The organism is Blastopirellula marina (assembly GCF_002967765.1).
In the GTDB taxonomy this organism is placed as follows: Bacteria; Planctomycetota; Planctomycetia; order Pirellulales; family Pirellulaceae; genus Bremerella; species Bremerella marina_A.
The window spans coordinates 209,931-230,144 of record NZ_PUHY01000016.1 but is presented as its reverse complement, the minus strand read 5'-3'; the positions used below and the strand labels follow the sequence as shown (position 1 = coordinate 230,144).

The window sequence follows — 20,214 nt, the reverse complement described above, 5'->3', positions numbered from 1 at the left end:
TTGATACCGCGAAATATCTAGGGCAAAAATTGCTTTCCTGTGATGATATCGGCCGCATTTTCGGAAAGGACCTTCAACCGCTGGCGTAGCTCGGAAAGTAACGCCGGGGCCTCGTCGAGTGTGCCGGAAGTCGCGGCCTGTTCTAGCTTTCGGACAACCTCGTTGGCAGGTGTGGGCCCTAAAATGCGTAGCGAGCCGGTGATCGTATGGGCGGTCCGATACGTCGCATCGCAATCCTCGATCGCGATAGTTTCGTCTAGGCGGTTCAGCAAAAGGGGGGTCTCGTCGAGAAAAATCTGCAGTAGATCTTTGAGCAAGTCGGTGTCCCCATCACAAGATTGAAGGGCGTGAGTCCAATCAACACGACCATCTTCGGAGATAATGGACTCTTGTGCTTCAGCCGGGGCAGGCGGCTTTTCCCCGAAGAAACCTGCAATGGTGTCGTAAAGCTCGTGGATTCGTAGTGGCTTGGAAGTGTAGCCGTCCATGCCTGCTTCAAGGCATTTCTCACGGTCGCCGGTCAGAGCATGTGCCGTCATCGCCACGATAGGAATGTGCCCGCCACGAATTCGTTCCAGATTACGAATCCGACGCGTTGCCTCAAGACCATCCATCTCGGGCATTTGTACATCCATGATCACCAAGTCGAACGCGCCGTTCCGCCAAGTTTCGACGCCTTCTTTCCCATTCACTGCCAAGGTAACACTGTGTCCCCACTTTTGCAGCAGGGCGATCGCCAGACGTTGATTGGCCAGGTTGTCTTCGGCAAGAAGGATTTTAAGAGGACGGATCTTCTCGTGGTCTTCGAGATGCCGATCATGCGCTTCATGCTCCGGAATTTCGACGCCCAAGGCAACGACGATTGCGTCGAACAATTCCGACTGTTTAACCGGCTTCATCAGGAAACCGCTTACATCGAGGGCATCGCACTGCGAACGGGTCGTGGGACGCTCGGACGAACTGAGCACCGTGATCAGTGTATCGCGAAGATCTGGGATGTCTCGGATTGCCTGGATCAGTTCTAAGCCGTTCTTGCCCGGCATCTCAAAATCAGTGAGAAGCAAGGTGAATGGGTCACCTGCCGCTTGAGCTTCTTGCATCAACATCAACCCTTCGTCGGCATCGGCCGCCAACAAAGGACGCATGCCCCAACTGCGGACGATCTCGTCGAGAATGATGCGATTGGTGGCGTTATCATCCACAATCAGCACGCGTGTTCCTTGAACCCGATTGGTCCCCTCCGGCCGAGCCGATAAGTTGCTTTCCTTGATCGGGAAGCGACCGGTGAAATGGAACGTGCTGCCTTGGCCGAGCGTGCTTTCGACCCAGATGTGGCCATCCATTAGGTCAACTAAGCGAGCGCAAATGGCGAGTCCAAGGCCGGTGCCGCCGTACTGCCGCGTTGAACCGCTATCAGCTTGCTCGAATGCCTCAAAGATCTTTTGCAGCTTGCCTTCAGGGATCCCGATACCGGTGTCGCGAACCTGAAAGTGGAGAATCGCTTCGTTGTCGGGCGTGATTGAATCAACGGAGACATCAAAGTCGATTTCCCCGACTTCGGTAAACTTGATCGCGTTGCCTACCAGGTTAACCACAATTTGTCGGAGTCGATGTGCGTCACCTTCGACGACAGCTGGAACGGCCGAGTCGAAGTGGCATGTAAGCTCCAGATGATTGGTCCCAGCACGCACACCGAGCGGCTTCATCATGTCCCCCACCGTTTCGCGAATGTCGAACGGTTTGGCGATGAGATCAAGCTTGCCCGCTTCGATCTTGGAGAAGTCGAGGATGTCGTTAATGACCGAGAGAAGTGATTCGCCTGACTCGAGGATCATCTTCAGATAATCACGCTGCGTCGAAGTGAGCTTGGTATCGAGCAGCAGTTCGGCCATTCCAATCACGGCATTTAGCGGAGTGCGGATCTCGTGGCTCATATTGGCCAGAAATTCGCTCTTGGCCCGACTGGCATCTTCCGCGGCTTCCTTGGCTCGGGTCAGCGCCTCGACGGCCATCTGACGCTCGGTCACGTCCCAGAAAATTGCTTGGGTGCCAACGATGTTGCCATGGGCATCCCGGATGGGCGATTTGATCACTTCGACCCACGCGGTCTTGCCGTCAGTCGTGTTGACTTCGACGGTGCGAAAAAGCTTGCCGGACTTGACCACACGATGGTCGTCGTCCCGAAACTTCTGGGCGACATCGTTCGGGGAAAGATCGAAGTCGGTCTTGCCGAGAATGTCGTCGACGTTGTGCCCAGTGAAATCGCTATACGCTTGATTAGCGAAGATGAAGCGTCCGTCCATATCTTTCTGAAGGACGCAAACGGGCAATGAGTTTACCAAGCCGCGGTATCGAGCTTCCGAGTTTTCGAGAGTCGATTCGACACGCTGTCGATGCGTTCGTTCGATGGCATAACGGACGCTGCGATTCAGCGAATCGGCATCGATATTAGCCTTCGGAAGGCAATCCTGGGCTCCTTCTTGAATCACATTCGCAGCGAGCTCGCGACTGGAAACACTTGTGAGCACAACCAGCGGAAGAAGGGGAAAGTCGGCGTGGATTGCCATGATCGTGCCTAGCCCCTCGCTATCGGGGAGATCCAGATCAAGCAGCACAACGTCTGCCGAAGTGGCACGCAGCTTCTCTAGTCCGTCCGACAGAGTCTCGGCATGTTCGACCGTGAAGGCCTCTTCGGTTTCGGTCAAATAATGACGAACCAAGTCAGCATCTTCCAGCGTGTCTTCAATCAGCAGGATGCGAATCGACTGGGGCATAGGTGTTCGCGTCCTTTTCGACGACACGCGTGACCTACGATGGATGGGAAAGCGTTATCCTCATCCTACACCCTTTCCGAATCGGCTGCGAGGTTCGTGCCGATGGTTCGATATGGGAAATCGCGTATCACGGGGCAACCCCTGCCGATTATGCAAGCCACATCGATCATCACGAGAAACCGACGCAGACAAGGGCCGGTACAGCGCTAATCGAGCATTCCAACGAGGGAATTCTCGATCTGCGGCGCACCGGACCTGTGAGAGCTGGTTAGATTAGCCCGACGAAGCGGGTGTTGGGCTGGCGTCCGGCTGATTGTGCCCCGGCGAGTTCCCATTGCGACGCGTCGCCAGGGAATCAAGAATCGGCGAGATCAACGCGGTCCAGCCTGTTTGGTGGCTTGCTCCGAGTCCCTTGCCGGTTTCGGCATCGAAATACTCGTAGAACAAGACCAAGTCAGACCAATTCGGGTCGTTCAAAAGCACATCCGAGCGGCAGTAACTGGGGCGACCACCCTCGGCCTTGGTCAAGAACAACTTCGACAAGCGTTTCCGAATCTCGTCCGCCACTTGCTGAAGGTCCATGTACTTGCCAGAGCGGGTCGGGCATTCGACACGCAGCGACTTGCCGTAGAACAAGTGGTAGCGTTCGAGGGCCTCGATGATCAGGTAATTCAAGGGGAACCAGATCGGGCCGCGCCAGTTCGAGTTGCCCCCGAACAAGCCGCTGTCCGACTCGGCCGGTAGATACTTCACGCACAAGCGTTCGCCGTTGAGTTCGTACTCGAATGGATGCTCTTCGTGATACTTCGAGAGCGAACGAATCCCGTAATCCGATAAGAATTCGTCTTCGTCCAATAAGTAGCGCAGTAACCGCAACAATCGATCACGTGTCGGAATCGACAACAGCCGGTTACCAGCATCTTCGCCGTCAGCATCCCCCTCCATGTAGGTCATGAAGTTGGTCAACTCAGGGCGGAACTTGAGGAACCAATCCATGCGTTTGCGGAACGCCGGAAGCTTCGCGATCGTACGATCGAACAGCACATCGACGGTAAGCAGCGGGATCAGGCCTACAATTGAACGAATCCGCAATGGAATACTTTGCCCATTGAGGTGCAGATGGTCGTAATAGAAACCGTCGGTTTCGTCCCACAAACCGGTCCCATCCAGCGAATTCATCGCTTCGGCGATGGAGACGTAGTGTTCGAAGAACTTTGAGGCCATGTCTTCGTAGGCAGGGTTGCCATCGGCTAACTCGAAGGCGATCGAAAGCATACTGGAACAGAAGAACGCCATCCAAGCGGTTCCGTCAGCTTGCTCTAAGTGCCCGCCGGTTGGCAGTGGCTTCGAGCGATCGAAAACCCCGATATTGTCGAGGCCAAGGAAGCCACCACTGAAGACGTGTTTGCCTCGAATATCCTTGCGGTTGACCCACCAGGTGAAGTTCAACAACAGCTTCTGGAAGACCCGCTCGAGAAAGACGCGATCACGGTTCCCGTTGGCGGCGGTCATCTGGTAAACGCGCCAGCAAGCCCACGCATGTACCGGTGGGTTCACATCACTGAAGTTCCACTCGTAGGCTGGCAACTGGCCATTGGGATGCATGTACCATTCTCTTAAGAAGAGAATGGCCTGATCTTTGGCGAAGTGTGGGTCGATCTTAGAAAACGGGATCAAATGGAATGCCGAATCCCACGCTGCGTACCAGGGGTACTCCCACTTATCAGGCATCGAAATGATGTTGCGATTGTAGAGATGTCCCCAGTCGCGATTACGCGTTCCCGCTTCGCCTGGCTGTGGCTCGCCTTCTTTCTTGCCAGAAGTACCGTTATTCTCGAGCCAGCGCGGAATCACGTAATGATAGAACTGCTTAGTCCAAAGTAGCCCCGCATCGGCTTGGCGCAGGATCATCTGCTCTTCGGTCGACAACCCTGGTGCGACAAGTGAATTGGCATACTGATCGGCTTCGTCGATCCGCTGTTCGAACACATCTTGGAAAGAGGCACCGAACGTCTCAACCGGAAGCTCCTCTTTCGACGACATGCGGAAGCGAAGTTCGATCGATTCGCCTGCCGGCACGACACATTGATAATGCGCTGCCGACTTGGTTCCAGATTGGCTTGGATTGGTGACACCTGAGACCTTCTCAACAACGGCTAAGTGGAAGGCGTCTTTGCACGATGGACGTCGGCTGCTGGGGTCTTCAAATCGCCACGTGTTGGTTTCGTTGTCAGTGAACATCCACTGAGGCAACTTGCCATCGGGACCCTTGTCGACGGTGATCTGATACTTGCCGAGCGTTTCGTGCATGGCTACCGTCGTTTCGTCGTCGACCTGGCTGAGCGACGGCTTCTTGTCCGGCTTCTCCATGGTCGGCCCCCAGGCCCATGTATTGCGATACCACCAAGTAGGTAGGATATGAATCGGAGCGTCTTCGGGACCGCGGTTGAAGATCGTGATACGGATCAGAATGTCTTCCGGTGACGCCTTGGCGTATTCGGCTTGGACATCGAAGTACCGCTTTTCATCGAAAACGCCGGTATCCGTGAGTTCAAATTCCGGATCATGGCGCGTTCGCGCGGCGTTTTCGCTACGCAGCTGCTCGTAGGGGAAGCGGGCCTGAGGATACTTGTACAGCGCTTTCAGGTACGAGTGCGTGGGGGTTGAATCAAGATAGTAATACGCCTCTTTAACGTCTTCCCCATGGTTGCCTTCCGGTCCTGTGAGCCCGAAGAGACGTTCTTTGAGGATGGGATCTTGCTCGTTCCAAAGCGCCAAACCGAAGCACAACCGGCACTGGCGGTCGCAAATACCCAGCAGACCGTCTTCGCCCCAGCGGTAGGTTCGCCAGATGGCCTCTTCATGGGTGAAATGAAGCCACGGATCACCCTCGGCGGTACTTTCTCGCACGGTTCCCCATTGGCGCTCTGCCAGATAAGGCCCCCAGCGTTTCCAGTTTGCCCCAGTTTCCTGACGAGACTCCGCTGTTAACCGATCCCATTCCGCTTCTGGCATAAATCCCTATTCTCTTCCAAGATTCGGCAGACTCCGCTGCCTACAAAAGATGCGAATCATGCGCGCAAACCGAGCGTCTTACCGCACTGCGTACCGTAAAAAACTGACTTAGATTCGTTTTCTGACCTATGCGAATCGTAGACCATTTGAAGACTCAGATACGGCCAGCCGCATGGTATGGTTTGCTGCATGGGCAAATTTAGCCCACGCTACGTGCAACTGGCGAAAAAATCAGAAACCATCTGGGGGTGAGATCCCTTCAAAATGGTATCCCATTGAGTGCCTGGATGCTGGCATAGATCGAAAGGCATCGGCTAACCGCAGGCGACGCACTATACACGGTGCGTGTTCTGACGACTAGTCAACGTAAAGGAACTCGTTGGCGTTGAAGAGCGCCAAGCCCAAATGGGTGAGTGGATCGGATAGATTCGCGTCGTTGGCATGTGCTTGCCAAAATTCGCGAACCTGATCGAGTTCGTCGGACGTCGGTGCACGGCCAAGTGTGCGAAGAAATGCCAGTTCGATCTGGGCGTCTTGGTCTTTCGCTACTTCCCGAATGTGATCCGCCATTTTCGTCGCCATATCGAGCGAGAATCGCGAGTTCAACAACTGAAGCGACTGCGGTGCGGTGGTCGACTGATTTCGGGATGGGCAACTGACATTCGCGCTGGGGCGATCCAGGGCCGCAAATGTCGGGAAGATCAGATTTCGTCGGGCAAACACATAAATACTGCGCCGCGAATGTTCAGCCGTGTCTTCGGTGACATTCCATTGATTCTTCAGCAGCGTGCCGACCAGTTCCTGTGGAAGCGGTGGGCGAATCCCGGGGCCACCCTGTTTGAGGTTCAGAGTGCCGCTCGCCGACAGCAGGGCGTCCCGAACCGCTTCTCCTTCGAGACGCTGCCTGGGAAATCGCGAGAGAAGACGTGCATTCGGATCTTGCTGCAACGCCGATTCCCAATTCGATCGCTCCGTTTCGCTCGCATCTGCGGGCAGGAAGCTTTGCTGACGATAGGTCGCTGACATCACGATTTGGCGATGAAGTGTCTTGAGGCTCCATCCTTGCTCGATGAACGATTTGGCCAGCCAGTCGAGCAGGGCCTGGTTGGTCGGCGCCGCCCCCATGACACCGAAGTCACTGGGCGACTTCACCAGACCGCGACCGAAATGGTGTTGCCAGACACGGTTCACCATTACCCGCGCCGTCAAGGGATTGTTCGGATCAACCATCCACTCTGCTAAAGCAGTTCGAATGCCGGCTGTGTTAGAAGTTGCTTCCGGTTCAAACGAAAAATCCTCAGACGAAGCGACGCGCAAGACTCCCGGGGATAGATCGAGCCCCTCGCGGCGGAAGTCGCCACGGATCATCAAGTGACTTGTTCGCTCGTAGGGAAGTTGCTCCTGCAAGGTGGTCAGGGAAAAGTTTTTCTTTAATTGCAGCGAAGGCTCGAAGATCGCTCGCAGGCGATAAAAATCGGCTTGGCTAATCGCGTCGTACTTGTGATCGTGGCACTGGGCACATCCAATCTGCAGGCCGAGGAATACCTCACCCACAGTCGACGTCATTTCATTGAGAACCGTATGGCGTCGTTCGTCCAACAGGTTGATATCAGGCATATCGGGGCCTGAGGTGCAGAAACCGGTAGCGATACGGGCCGACTCTTCACCAGGGTAGATTTCGTCCCCGGCAATTTGCTGGCGGACAAATTCATCGTATGGCATATCGTCGTTCAAAGCTTCGATTACCCAATCGCGATACTGCCAAGCATTGGCCCGCAGTTTGTCATGCTCGAAGCCGTCTGTTTCGGCGAACCGCGCCAGGTCGAGCCAATGTTGCGCCCAGCGCTGTCCATAGTGGGGCGAGGCCAGCAACCGTTCGACTAACGCTTCATACGCGGAATCACTCGGATCGTTTACGAACGCATCAATCTCTGCGGGGGCTGGCGGTAAGCCCGTCAAGTTGAAACTCAAGCGGCGGATCAGGGTAACTCGCGATGCCGACGATTGGGGCAAGAGGCCGTCACGTGAAAGCCGATCCGCGATAAACGCATCGATCTCATTGTTGCCCCATTTCGAATCTGGTACCGCAACCGGCACCAGCGGCCGGTAGGCCCAGTGCGCGCGATCCGAATCTGAAATGGCTGGTTCTTCGTAAGTCGAACTATGTTCTTCTTCTGCCAAAACGGAGGCCAGGGGCACAATGCCCAGCAGAATTATCAGCAGCGTGGGAAGAACTCGAGAAATCACCCAACTCACAAAATTCATGCGTCGCTCCTTCATCCGATTAAATCGTGAACGACGTTGGCCTCGTCTGGCCCGGTCAGCCGTTTGTCGAGTCCATTGTGGTAGTAGGTCAATTGATAATGATCGAGCCCGAGTAAGTGGAGAAGGGTGGCATGAAAATCATGGACATGAACTTTGTCAGTTGCCGCACGCAGACCGATTTCGTCGGTCGAACCGTAAGCTCGGCCACCTTGGATGCCGGCACCTGCCAGCCAAACGCTATAGCCCCAAGGATTATGATCCCGTCCTTTACCTTGCTCGCTCATCGGCATGCGGCCAAACTCACCACCCCAAATCACCAAGGTATCGTCGAGTAGACCGCGTTGTTTCAAATCTTTGAGGAGGCCAGCGATTGGCTTGTCGGTCTTCTGGCAGTATTCCGAATGATTTTGATTTACGTCGGCATGGGCATCCCAGCCGTTGGTATCGCCGGAGTAAAGCTGCACGAAGCGGACATCGCGTTCAATCATCCGCCGCGCCAGCAAGCAGCGCTGTCCGAATTCGCGCGTTTCCTTTTGATCGATGCCGTACATCGAAAGCGTGTGGGGTGTCTCATCCTTCAAGTCCACTAGCTCCGGCGCTTCGGTCTGCATTCGGAACGCCATTTCGTAGGCCCGAATCCTGGCAGAAAGTTGGTCGTCGCCGTCGCGTATTTCGAGGTGACGTTGATTCAATTGATCGATCAAAGCCAGATCGCGCTTCTGCTGCGCGATGGTCACGCCGGGTTGGGGTTTCAGGTTGAGGATTGGCGAACTGCCCGATCGCATCGTCACCCCTTGGTAAGCAGCGGAAAGGTAACCACTGCCCCAAGCTGGCGGACCTCCCTTCAAGCCACCACCAGGATCAGGAAGAACGACAAACGCAGGCATGTTGTCGTTTAGCGACCCCAGCCCATAAGCGACCCAGCTTCCCACACTGGGGTTGCCCATCAGGATGCTGCCGGTATTCATCTGATAAACGGACTGCGGATGATTGACGCTATCTCCGTGCATCGAACGAATAACGCACAAGTCGTCGGCATGTTCGGCCGTGTGAGGAAGGAAGTCGCTGATCTCGAGACCAGACTCGCCGCGGGGCTTAAACGGGCGAAGGGGAGCCAAAAGCGGATTCTTCTTCACATTGCGGCGCGTCATGACGTTGCCGAAACTATCCGGCAGTGGCTGTCCCGCGTACTTTGTGAGCGTCGGCTTGGGGTCGAACAAGTCAACGTGACTTGGCCCGCCGTGCATGAACAGCCAGATCACCCGTTTAGCACGAGGCCTGAAGTGCGTGGTACTGCCAGCTTGAACAGAATCTAGCGAAGCCATCGCAAGCATTCCGGCACCCGCCCCAGCTTGAACCAGGAAATCGCGTCGTGAAGTGATGCTTCGACTGGGCATGGACTGCTCGCTTGGACGGAACGAGGAATCGTCGGCGGAAGTGCTGTGGGGGCAGGAAGGAGCGAACCCGCGCGGTTGTGGTGTTCACGGACGAGGGGAGCGTTGCAGGCTCGATTGTCCCCCATGTCAAAAGAATTATCAATAGAATTTTGATTTTGCCGACTCAGGGATTCCAACCGCGCATAAAAAATCCGCGGCCCCACACGACGAGGAGCCGCGGACTGGGCACACACTCCCTCACATTCGCGCGTCTCGCGCTGTGGCTAATCGCTGGCGAATTTCTGCCAGTTGCGGTTCGACCTCGTCTTCTTGCTGGCCCAGACGCTGAGCAATCTCGCGGCTGACGCAGCCTTCGAGACGTAGAAACAAGACATTTCGCAGACGATCGTCCAAGCTCAAGCGAATTGTTTGCTCCAATTCTTGGGCGAAACGAATGCAAAGTTGAGCCGATGGGGCTTCGCCGAGAACTTCGGTTAGGGAAAGTTGAACGGTTTCCGACTGCTCGCTCTGCTGAATCTCGCGTGCTGCCCTAGCGAGGAGAATCTTCCACAAGTCGCTCGATCGTTCACCCGGATCGAGTTCCTGCTTCTCGGTGGCATCGAACATTGCATTGGCGGTTCGAAAGGCGAGATTATCTTGGTCACGTCCCCCCATGCTTTGACTAATCAAATAGGCCCGTGCTTTTACACGGAGCCGACGAACATACCGTCCCCAAATAACATGGGACGATTCGTGTTGTGCGAGCTGGCGCTCTTGGATCCAAGCCTCGAGTTCCGCTTCGGCTGCCTTAACCTCCGCCGGTGAAGGCGAAGTGTACGAGGTTCGCGATATCGAATCGAAAAGTTTTGCGCACATAGCCTCTGCCTGCTTCTAGTGATCCTTACGACTGGATGCATGCCCCTGCCAGAGTTGCGTTGTGCCTAGCGAATCGTTCGAGCTAACCACCTGCAATTGAAATGGCGTTGATAACAACGCGGAATACTCTGGCGGACAGGACAATGTATTAGTCGCGGATGTCTGTCACGGTTGTTTGCTGTCACTGAATGCGTCGCGTTTCTCGCGCGCAGCGTCGAGGGCTCCTCTTGGTAAGACGAAGTCGTGGGGAAATAGCTTTGAAGATTTAGGATTTGCCGTTCTATCGAGTCGAGGCCAAACCGCGCGAGGCGATCGATCGATAGGCAGGAAAACGTTAGGAGGGTAGTGACTCCATCGAGTTCCCATGTGCTGGGAGTCGATCCGAGGGAATCTTCTGAACAGGGGTTCGTCGGGGTGAGCGCAAGCTTGGAAAGAAACTCCTACAAAAGAGGAAGAAATTAAATCGCGGAAGGTGTCCCCCCGTGGGCAGGGAAATCGTGACTCGAAAAAGACCGCCGATGCCTATCTATATCTACTAAGCGTTTTTCGGTCGACTTGTGCGTCAAAAAATTTGTTGGAGATCGTAAATCTCGACATTTACTCCTGGGGAGTAGTGAGCAAACGACGGAGTTTGCGCGTAATCGTCTATTCCTGCCGCTGCTAGAAGCGAGTCCTCGATTTCCAATAACTCTGCGGTGTGGGCAGGGTAAGGGGTGTGATGGACCTGGCCTGAGAAGAGTTTTCCTTTTCGTTCGACGAACAGGAGGTAACGCTCGAGGAAAAAGAACTCCAGCGAGTCTGGATCAGACGGCGGAAGCGCTTCGCCGATCCGATATCGAACACGATGCTTGGCCCCACCTTGCCGACGAACCGTTTGATAGCGAACTTCGTCGGAAGACGCTTCGAGGCTCATCTTGGCATGGAAGTACGGCAAACCCCAGAACTGGCGAGCGGCCCATACGGCTAACCCGTTTGCCGCGTCGAGCGAAAAGAAATAGACCCCCGGTTTCCCGTCTCGCACGACATAAGTTCGGACATTGGTTTCCAGGAAGTTGAACGCCCAGGCCTCCGGCCACCAGCCGGGGCGAACGCCAAACATCGAGAAGGGAACCACTCCGATGTAGGCCACACCGTCGTAAGTATCGATCTCGAGCGAGTCGGGAACCAAACGGCGAAGCGTAGCGACCGGTACTGGCCAGTGCAAAAACAAGAGGGAACGCCACTGCTGGTAGCCACGAATGCGGCCGGACGGCCGTCTTGTCGGTACGATGCGGTCAATCATGTAAGGCAGTTCAGCAGTTTCGTAGCGAGCGAATAGATTCCGACTTCGCTACGATAACCGCTTGTTGCTAGTTCATGTAACCGCAATCTGGCTCGGCCGCTCTCGAAGAACTACTCGTACGTTAGCTGGCCGGTCATCTTGCCGGGCGCAGACGAAGTAAGACGGACCCAATAAGCTTGAAAGTCATCAGCGAATGCAATCTTCTGATTCTTGCCGGCCGAGAGATCGACCACGTCGTATGTTTGCCAGTTGCCTGTGCCGGTGATGTCGACTTCAATGGTGATCTTGGTATCAGCATCGCTGGCAAGCATGAGCGTCTTGGAATCGAAGCCGGTCATCAAGTACGGATCGGACGGTACGTTGGCTGCGACGGTGGTTGCTTTCCAAGGGCCACCAACGCCGGTCGGCTTGCCTAGTTTCCACAGGTCGTCGATTACCCCGGCCCAGACGGCGACGCGACCATCGTCCGAACGGATGATGTGTTCACCCTTCGCGTCGGCATCGATCCCGCTTACGATCATTAACCCGCGATAGCTACAGTAATCGTGAATCGCAAACGGGTGACTGGCAATCGGACGTACTTTGGCCATGCCCCCAGCATTACCCGCTGGCAGTTCGTAGAATATGCCTCCACAGTTGAACAAGTCGCGCTCCGTCGCGACTTCGCGTGAGATTCGCAACGGACCAAATTGATCTTCCATCATCTTCGCACCACGTGTGCGTGGCAGACGCCAGCGGTTGCCGTCGTCGTCGATGTACAGAATTGAAGCGTCATCCGAGTCCATTACTCCTTCCGGAATCGCGGCGTGATCGTTCGTCCATTGGAAAGCGGCTTGGTCCTGTTTGTCGGTTAGGCGAAGATCACCATCCAATTCGTAGAACGCCTGATGCACGACCTTGCCATCTTCGATTTGCACGGCCGAAAATGCCATCGTTTGAAGTTTGTCGCCTCGGACTCGGACGATACCTTGCGAGTAATCGGTCGATTTCTCCGTGCGAATGCCTGCGAACATCTTGTTCGGTTCATCGCTACGTTCATCTCGATTGGCGTATTGAAACTGTGCGGTTACCTTCTCGCAGGTCTGGTCGAGCGAAACGCGAATCCAGGCACCTTGTTCCGATTCCGCAAACGCGTGCCAGACTGCCTTGCCGGCCGGAACCGTGACTTCCCCCAGCGATGTCCATTGGTCGTTCCCTTGGCGATCGACCTCGAAGGTGAAAGTGATCGGGGTCTTTCCGCCGTGCGTTAGGCAGACATTTCGCTTTGTGAAGCCAGAAAATAAATAAGGTTCCGACGGCTGATTGGCGGCGACTTGATCTTCGATCCATAAAGCTCCACGACCAATCGGCGTGCCCAGTTCATCGAGAATCTCAGGCGAAGTGAACCACAAGTTCGAATGCGACTGACCCGGCCCGGCGACTTCCCCCTTCGCTTTACGTTTGTTGAGGAATTCGCTTTGTGCGGCGTCGTCGCAACCGAAAACGAGTTGATCGTTCCAGCGGCAGTAGTCGCCAATCACTTTCAAGTAAGTTGAACGGGGAGCGATGCCGGCGGAGTTGGCTCGCGTGAATGTTTGCGGGAAGTGCCAGAACATGCCATGCATGGTCATGTTGAAATCGGCGAGTCCGATGTCGTGAATTCGGGGCCACTCGGTATTCCAGCCGTGCGCGCCATCGTAACAGTGCGAAGCCTTCGGTAGGCGATAGCTGGTCCACTCACCTTCGTCCAATAACATCAAGATGAGCGAGCGATGGTCCCAGCCGATCGCCCAGATCGGATCAGTGTCGGGGTTCGGATTTCCCAGCAAGTCGCCAGGTCCGCGAACATCGCAAAACTGGTTACGACGGATGATGTTCCACGTTTCGCTTTTTCCATCCCACTCGGCCAAACAACCGGAAGGGACGTCGGGACGAACGAGCGCTTCGCGAGCGTTGTCACCGTTGTTTGCGTAGATCAAACGACCTTGACCGGAATAAAGCCCTTTGCCGTGGTAGCCTGGCAAATTGGCCAAGGGAGCTGTGCCTTCGTCGGGCTTCTTCCCGCGGAGCTGTCCTTGGCTATCTTGAAACAACGTGGTGACATCCAGCGAGTTCAAGTCGACCTCGTAGAAACCTTCTTCCATTGTCGCGTAGTACGCCTTATTGGCAGGGTCGAACAAATGGCGCGCGTTGCCGGTCAAGCGGCCAGGCATAGCATCAGGGGTGATCACGCGAACGTTACCTTCGTGATTGACCACGTAAGGGCCGATGAGCAGTTGGTTGGATTCCTTGTGGATCATTCGGTTCGCCGGAGTTCCCCCGACGCTGCCAGCGAACGGCGTGATGGCGAGGTCAGTGCTGATCGAGTAGAGCTTGTCGGTCGAACCGTTGGGAAAGTGCGGACCGTACGTGATCACCCACAGCTTGTTCGCCCACGGTACAACCGCCCCGGTGCCACATTCACCGTGATTGTTCCAGTACGCCAAATGGGGATAGATACCGCTAATCTGGCGTGGTGAATCGTGCTCGGCAGCTGAGAGCGGGTTGGCCGCGAACGCCACAAACATGAGGCAAATTACAACGAGCGACGATTGTGAGTGGCGATGCATAGAGTGACCGAGTAGTAAGGGGAAGGGGGAAGAGAACGTGGCTGGGGCAACCATTACTCTTGATGAATGAGGCGTAACGTCGGGGCAGGGAGCGTGGCGTGACTGCCGCTGGCAAAACCGTGCACCAGGGCACCCGCTTGGACTTCACGTGTCTCGGGAACGACAACGAGAGTCAACAATTGGTTGGCGTCGGAACGAATCGCGTCGACGAGTGCGTCCGACGAAACCGAGAACAATCCTTGCTTTTGACCATGGGGAATCTGAAACGTACCGATCGGCTTGGAAAGTGATGTATCCAACTGATCGCCCGCGGTAGTGTTCGCAGGGGCAGTTTCCCAAGATAAGAAATCAGGCTGCCAATTGTCGAGTTGATCGTCGGTCAAAGCGTAAACGGTAAACATTGTATCAGGCATGCGTGAGGAATAGCCCAAATCAGTCGGGCTGGCGGTTAGCGTTAACTTTGCTTCGGTGAGCGAGTCTAGATCAACTTCACGCAGATCGAACTTCAAATAGATTTTGCGATCGTAGCCGGAGAAGCGTTCGTCCGACAGCTTAATCATCAATAAATCGGCTGGGCCGTCGCGAAACTGCGGATCGCGAATGACGTAATGATCGGCCCCGACACCCATGGCGGTGGTGATTTGACTTTGCCGTCGCGCGCCTGGCGATGTTCGATTCGACGAACTGCCGGATGGCTCGTTCGGCTGCATCAGCTTGGTGATGCGAGTGGGAGAAATCTCGACCGCTTGCGACTCTTCGACCGCAAGCTCTTCGCCCGTCTGGTGATGAGTTACCTCGACCAGACCATCGAAAACCTGCAACGTCGATCGGCCGTCCGGGGCAACGCTTACACCGAAGCTGGTTCCTTGATCAACCAACAATGCCTCTGGTGTTTGCACGGCGAATCCCTTCGAGTTGGGGCTCATCGTGGCAACCAGCTTGCCGGAATGAAGACGGCAGTGCAGGGGATCGGTAATCTCGAAATCAGCCGGCCCTTCCAGTTCAACGGTGGCTCCGTTGTCGAATGTCAGCGTGGCGATGCCTTCGGCCAGACGAATTCGGCCAGCGCCAAAGCGAGCTTGGTCGACGGTCGGGATAGTCGACGACTCCCATTTCGTGCCGGGCAGGGAAGTGATCTTCGCGAAGTGGTTAGGGTGCGAGTCGCCGTTAACCAGCAGAAAAGCGACCAACAGCGACAATGCCAAACCCAGCGTGACAAGGCTTCCCCACATAACAACCGTCCGTGAGCTTGGCTTGTGCGCGGAGAGTTCGCTTGTGGGAGCCGGGATCGTCGAGGCTTCCTGCTCGGCAATCGTTTGCCAACCAGAGTGACGACCGATGGTCGCGAGCGAGGCGTTGAGGTGGGCCAATACGATGTATTGCTGACGCAGTTCGGCCGATGAGAAGAATAACGCTTCCAAACGGGCAACTTGCTCGGGCGTGGCCTGTTGTTCGACGACCGCTTCGCACAGCGTTTGGAATTCCGCGTGTTGCTCAGGCGTGGTCATTGGGCATCCTCCGCGGCGAGCTTGCGGCTCACACATTCGTGCAGCGTTTTGCGAATTCGGCTGAGCAAGCGATAAACTGCATCGATGCTGCGCTGGGTCTGCTGAGCAATTTGATCGATCGCATGCCCAGCCGTGTAGCGATACGCTACGAGTTGGCGATGATGCTGCGGCAACTGGGCAAGGCAATCACTGAGTAGCGTATGCCGCTGATCGAGCACGTCGGCCTGGGCATCGAGTTCCTCGGCAACGGCGGCCAGGAATTCATCGGAGAACTGCAAGCGATCGCGTTGTTGTCGCTTCCGCCAGGCGCGCACTTGGTTGAAAGCGACGGTGCAAGCCCAAGCCATAAAGTTCGTTCCAGGTTGGTAGTTATGGAACTCACGCCAGAGGACCAGCATGGTTTCTTGAAAGACGTCGTCGGCAATGTTCGCATCGCTGACCAGGCTCATCAGGTAGAGGTAAATCCGCTGCTGATTCTGGCTGAACAGTCGCACGAATTCCGCATCGAGTTCGGCAGACGCGATGTCCGGAGGGCTGCTTTGGTCGGGCGATTGTTCTGGCTCAGGATTAGGCATGAAGGGTCTCCACCTTAGTAAGAGCCATTAGCGTACGTTTTGGACACGAAATCTGAAAAAGCTTTTTCAATGGCAACTTCGTGGAATAATGCTGCTCGTTCGAAATGCACATGCCCACCGGGTGGGTGGGCATGGCGTCGTTTCGTAACACATTCGCGGACGGTTATCGGCCGCGATAGCGTCGGTCGTTCGGGTTGCCAGACGACATCAGGTAGTTCACCAGATCGCGGATTTCACTAGGGTTCAGCGGGTTGAGCAAATCCTTGGGCATCTGCGAGACAGGCGAAGCTTGGACCTCTTCGATTTCGCCCTTGGTTACCTTGACCGGATCGGCATTGGGTTCAATCGGATAGATGGTGACTTCTTCTTCGTCTCCTTCCACCACAAGGCCGGTAATCACTTTGCCGCTGTCTAGCAGGACGATGGAACTGCCGTACTGATCGGAAATGTGAGCACTTGGATTGACGATCGCATCCACCACGTAACGTTCGTCGAACTTGTGAGGAATGCTGGTCAAGTCAGGCCCGATATTACCGCCCAGCGTACCCAAACGATGGCACTTACCACACGTGGCACTGAAGTAAAGCGAGCGACCTCGTTCGAAGTCAGGCTTCCCGCCACGCAGTGCCGCCATGGCTTGTTCCACGGTATACGCCTTACCGGGACCTTCAATCGCGGCGATCTCGAAGTCTGGTACCGGGTTGAAGTCTTCGCCGGTGATGTCTTGCAGCGCCTTTCGTTCGGCGTCGCTGCAATTGCCAAGGGCTTCGTCACGAATCCGTGTCAGGTAGCCAGGATAGCTTGACCCGCCGGACTTCTTCGCGGCTTCGTTCAGGAAGGTGAAGTAAGCGCGACGTTCTTCGAGCGTCCAGCCGCTGCGCATGTTTCGCAGGATGAATGCGTACCCCAGTTCACGCGTCGGTGGGTGGTTGGTCAGCAGGGCGTTGACCGTGCCACCGTAACGGGCGTTGCGGGAAGCGAGCTCCGACCAATCCGGAATCTCGGGAGTACTACGCTGCTCGATCAGGGCCATCGTCTTCGAGACAACATCCTTCGCTTGCAAGTAGGTCAACACGCGAATCAACTCGGTGTTGATATCGGCATCGTCCGCTGGCAGCAGAGGATCGATCTGAGCGATTACCTCGTTGCGTTCGATTTCAGTCGGCTTGCCAAGGCGAATGAAGATCAACGCGTAAGCACGCAGCAGACCCAACTTTTGCCCCTTGGTCAGCGTCTCGATGTCCATCGCGGTGAGGTTGGCCAACAGCGGTTCGCGATAGTTTTCGGAACCGGTTCGAGCCAAAGCGACTGCCGCGGTGATTTGTGCTTGCGGATTCGTTTCGTCCAAGGCTTTTTGGGCCCACGTTTCGACGGGTTGGCTTTCGATCGCCACACGAGCCGCATTCCGCAGGAAGCGATCTTCACTGGAAAGGTAAGGCCAAGCGGCAGCAACCGCAGCGGCATCCTTCACGCCGTGGAATTTCTCGAGCGAGCGGCGCGTCTCGCGAGCCGCAGCTCCTTTCGGTTCGACTTCGGAAGGGGCATCGAGTGATTCATCACCGATGTAGCGAACCCGGAACATGGCCGATTGGGCGCCGCGACCACCGACGGTGAAGTACAACGCACCATCTTGGCCGACAATCGCATCGGTCACCGGGAGGGGCGAGCCGTACGTGAACGGTTCGGCCTTGCCCACGTAGCTGGAACCTTCCGGCGTCATGTGAATGGCGTAGATCGTGCCGAACGTCCAGTCGAGGGCGTAGATGGCATCCTGGTAGCGCGTTGGGAACTTGGTACCAATGCCGGAAGCAACACCGGTTGGCGAGCCAGGCCCGATGTCGACCACCGGAGGAACACTGTCTTCGTAATAAGCAGGCCACTTGCCCGAACCACTGCGCCAACCGTAGTCAGCACCACTGGCCACGTGGCAAATGCGGGTTGGACGGTACCATGGCGAACCAAGGTCCCATTCCATATCGGCATCGAAGGTGAACATATCGCCGAAACGGTTCAGGGCGATGTCGTACTCGTTACGGAAACCGATCGTGTAGACGGTTTGGTTGTACGTCTCAACGTCGACTTCCGTCACCCAACCGCCAGGCGCGAGCTTGCCTCGGGCGTGACCATTGGCGTCCCACATGCGTGGCAATAGCAAGTCTTCATCCCAGCTGACAACTCGGGAACGCTCGAACTTGCCCAGCGGGGCGTGATTGCCGCCATCAAGGTAAAGGTTCTTGCCATCTTCGGTGACGATCACGGCGTGGTTGCCATGTTCGCCTCCGCCGGTGCCGCCAGGAATTTCTTCGACCTTGTCGAGCATGTCGTCGCCGTTGGTGTCGGTCAGACGATAGAGGTGACCACCGTTACGATGAACCCACAAACTATCGAATGCCCAGACCATTCCTTGAGCGGCGGAAATTTCTTTCAACTCGCCGACGGAAACCTTTTCGACGATTGGTGGCTTGGGATCTTGGACGGTAATACGGTAGAGCCCGGCGCCCCCTTGGTCGCAAGCGTAGAAGCGGCCTTTCGGATCGGTCGTCAGCGAAACCCAGCTTCCTTCCGATTTCGGAACGGTGTAGATGTGGTCGACGGTGAAACCAGGGGCGGTCAGAATATTCTTCGGATCGAGCGGGTCTTTCGCCTCGGAGGCAGCCGGAGCCGACGTGTAGTTAGGAATGCCCCAAGGGCTATCCCCTAGTTTGCCCTTGATGGTCGGCGACTCCCATTTCGCGTCGTCATAGGCAACCGTTTGCCAACCCTTGGTCGGCTTATCGCTGATCTTCCAACTAGGATCGGTCGCGATCGTCAGCTGCGAGCCATCTTCAAGCGTGGCGACAAGCTTCAGCACGAATGCGGCCACGCCACCTTCGTTTTGGCCAGCCACCGCCAAGACGTTTTCACCATTTTGCAAGGCACCAGTCACGTCTAGCTCGGCCGGCTTTTCCCAGGCACCGCTGCCGCCGATCTTCTTGCCGTTAAGAAACAACGTGAACTTATTGTCGCAGGTCGCGTACAAGCGAGCCGATTTGACCTTTTGGTTGATGTTGAATTTGCGGCGCAGCGAAAGCTTGTGCCCATCAGGGGAATCGTTCGACCAGATCCACTGCGGCAGGGGAGCCGAAGTTAACCATTTATCAGAAGAGTCAGGAGCAACGGCGGTGGGCTCGCCGCTGGTCGTCGTTGTTTTAGGCTGGCCATCTTCAATCGCTTGAGTCAAGGTCGCCTTGGCATCTTCGCCGCTCAACTTTCGCAGCAGTACGTTGCGGAACTCGACTTTCATCGGCGGGCCGGCGTGCAATTGCAGACCGAGCTTTCCCTTGGTCAAAGCGTCTGGGCTGTTATCGGTGATATCGACGGTGGTGATGCCGTTCACTTGGTGGATCAAACGATTGCCGACGGCAACAATCCGCACGTCATTCCACTCGTCATCCACCAGTTGGGCACCGTCACCCACTTTGCCATCAACCTTCTTCTTGCCATCGGCGCCGATCACGAGCTTCTGGCCGCGTGTGGCAATGATGCCGCGACCGGTCTTCTCGCCATAGAGCATGCCGAAGTAGTCTTGGTTGGGATGCAGATCGCACTGATAACCTTTCAGCACGACGCCATCTGCGTCGACCGCTTCGCTACGGTACTGAACGCCAGAGTTGTTGCCTTGGAACCGGACTTTGCCACGGAACTCGAAGTCACCAACTTCGCCCCCTTGCCACACCAGGAACGTGTTGCCTTTGGTGGGATTCTCGGTGGTCGTCTCGCCAATGATCGAACCGTTCTCGACGCTCCAGAAACCATCGGCACCTTTCCAACCGGAAAGATCTTGGCCGTTGAACAAGATCTCGAAGCGAGTTTCATCGGCAAAAGCGGGCAAACTGCACGCCAGAATGAGGCACGAGGCCATGAATGTGCGAAGCATATCGGTAAGGGGGAAGGAGGGAAGACTGGGTGGGCCAAA

General features: G+C 55.8%; 10 protein-coding genes. All 10 read right to left on the bottom strand.

Annotated features, from left to right (window positions below; genetic code table 11):
* Positions 1-17: 17 nt before the first annotated feature.
* The 10 genes from C5Y83_RS28630 to C5Y83_RS28580 all read right to left on the bottom strand — a co-directional run bounded on the left by C5Y83_RS28630 (position 18) and on the right by C5Y83_RS28580 (position 20,175).
* Positions 18-2,774 (bottom strand): response regulator, encoded by a 2,757-nt coding sequence (locus C5Y83_RS28630; protein WP_105333240.1) that lies wholly within the window; start codon positions 2,772-2,774, stop codon positions 18-20.
* A gap of 273 nt (positions 2,775-3,047) precedes the next feature.
* Positions 3,048-5,789, bottom strand: coding sequence for an MGH1-like glycoside hydrolase domain-containing protein (locus tag C5Y83_RS28620; RefSeq protein WP_114304714.1), 2,742 nt, complete (start codon positions 5,787-5,789; stop codon positions 3,048-3,050).
* A gap of 357 nt (positions 5,790-6,146) precedes the next feature.
* Complete coding sequence (locus C5Y83_RS28615) at positions 6,147-8,054, bottom strand: DUF1549 and DUF1553 domain-containing protein (RefSeq protein ID WP_105333327.1); 1,908 nt, start codon at positions 8,052-8,054, stop codon at positions 6,147-6,149.
* 11 nt (positions 8,055-8,065) lie between these two features.
* A complete protein-coding gene (locus C5Y83_RS28610; protein ID WP_105333238.1) occupies positions 8,066-9,451 on the bottom strand; it encodes a DUF1501 domain-containing protein in 1,386 nt (461 codons plus the stop codon).
* Between the two features lie 237 nt (positions 9,452-9,688).
* Positions 9,689-10,306 carry an ECF-type sigma factor gene (locus C5Y83_RS28605; protein WP_105333237.1) on the bottom strand — a complete coding sequence of 206 codons (618 nt, stop codon included), beginning with the start codon at positions 10,304-10,306 and terminating at the stop codon, positions 9,689-9,691.
* A 562-nt stretch (positions 10,307-10,868) separates the two neighbouring features.
* Complete coding sequence (locus C5Y83_RS28600) at positions 10,869-11,588, bottom strand: YqjF family protein (protein ID WP_105333236.1); 720 nt, start codon at positions 11,586-11,588, stop codon at positions 10,869-10,871.
* Between the two features lie 110 nt (positions 11,589-11,698).
* Positions 11,699-14,134 carry a hypothetical protein gene (locus tag C5Y83_RS28595; protein ID WP_199195174.1) on the bottom strand — a complete coding sequence of 812 codons (2,436 nt, stop codon included), beginning with the start codon at positions 14,132-14,134 and terminating at the stop codon, positions 11,699-11,701.
* A 95-nt stretch (positions 14,135-14,229) separates the two neighbouring features.
* Positions 14,230-15,684, bottom strand: a complete 1,455-nt coding sequence (locus tag C5Y83_RS28590) for a FecR domain-containing protein (RefSeq protein WP_158262579.1) — start codon at positions 15,682-15,684, stop codon at positions 14,230-14,232.
* Positions 15,681-16,259 carry a sigma-70 family RNA polymerase sigma factor gene (locus tag C5Y83_RS28585; protein WP_105333325.1) on the bottom strand — a complete coding sequence of 193 codons (579 nt, stop codon included), beginning with the start codon at positions 16,257-16,259 and terminating at the stop codon, positions 15,681-15,683. The genes C5Y83_RS28590 and C5Y83_RS28585 overlap by 4 nt, the downstream gene beginning before the upstream one ends.
* A gap of 163 nt (positions 16,260-16,422) precedes the next feature.
* Positions 16,423-20,175 (bottom strand): family 16 glycoside hydrolase, encoded by a 3,753-nt coding sequence (locus C5Y83_RS28580; protein ID WP_105333234.1) that lies wholly within the window; start codon positions 20,173-20,175, stop codon positions 16,423-16,425.
* Between the last annotated feature and the right edge of the window lie 39 nt (positions 20,176-20,214).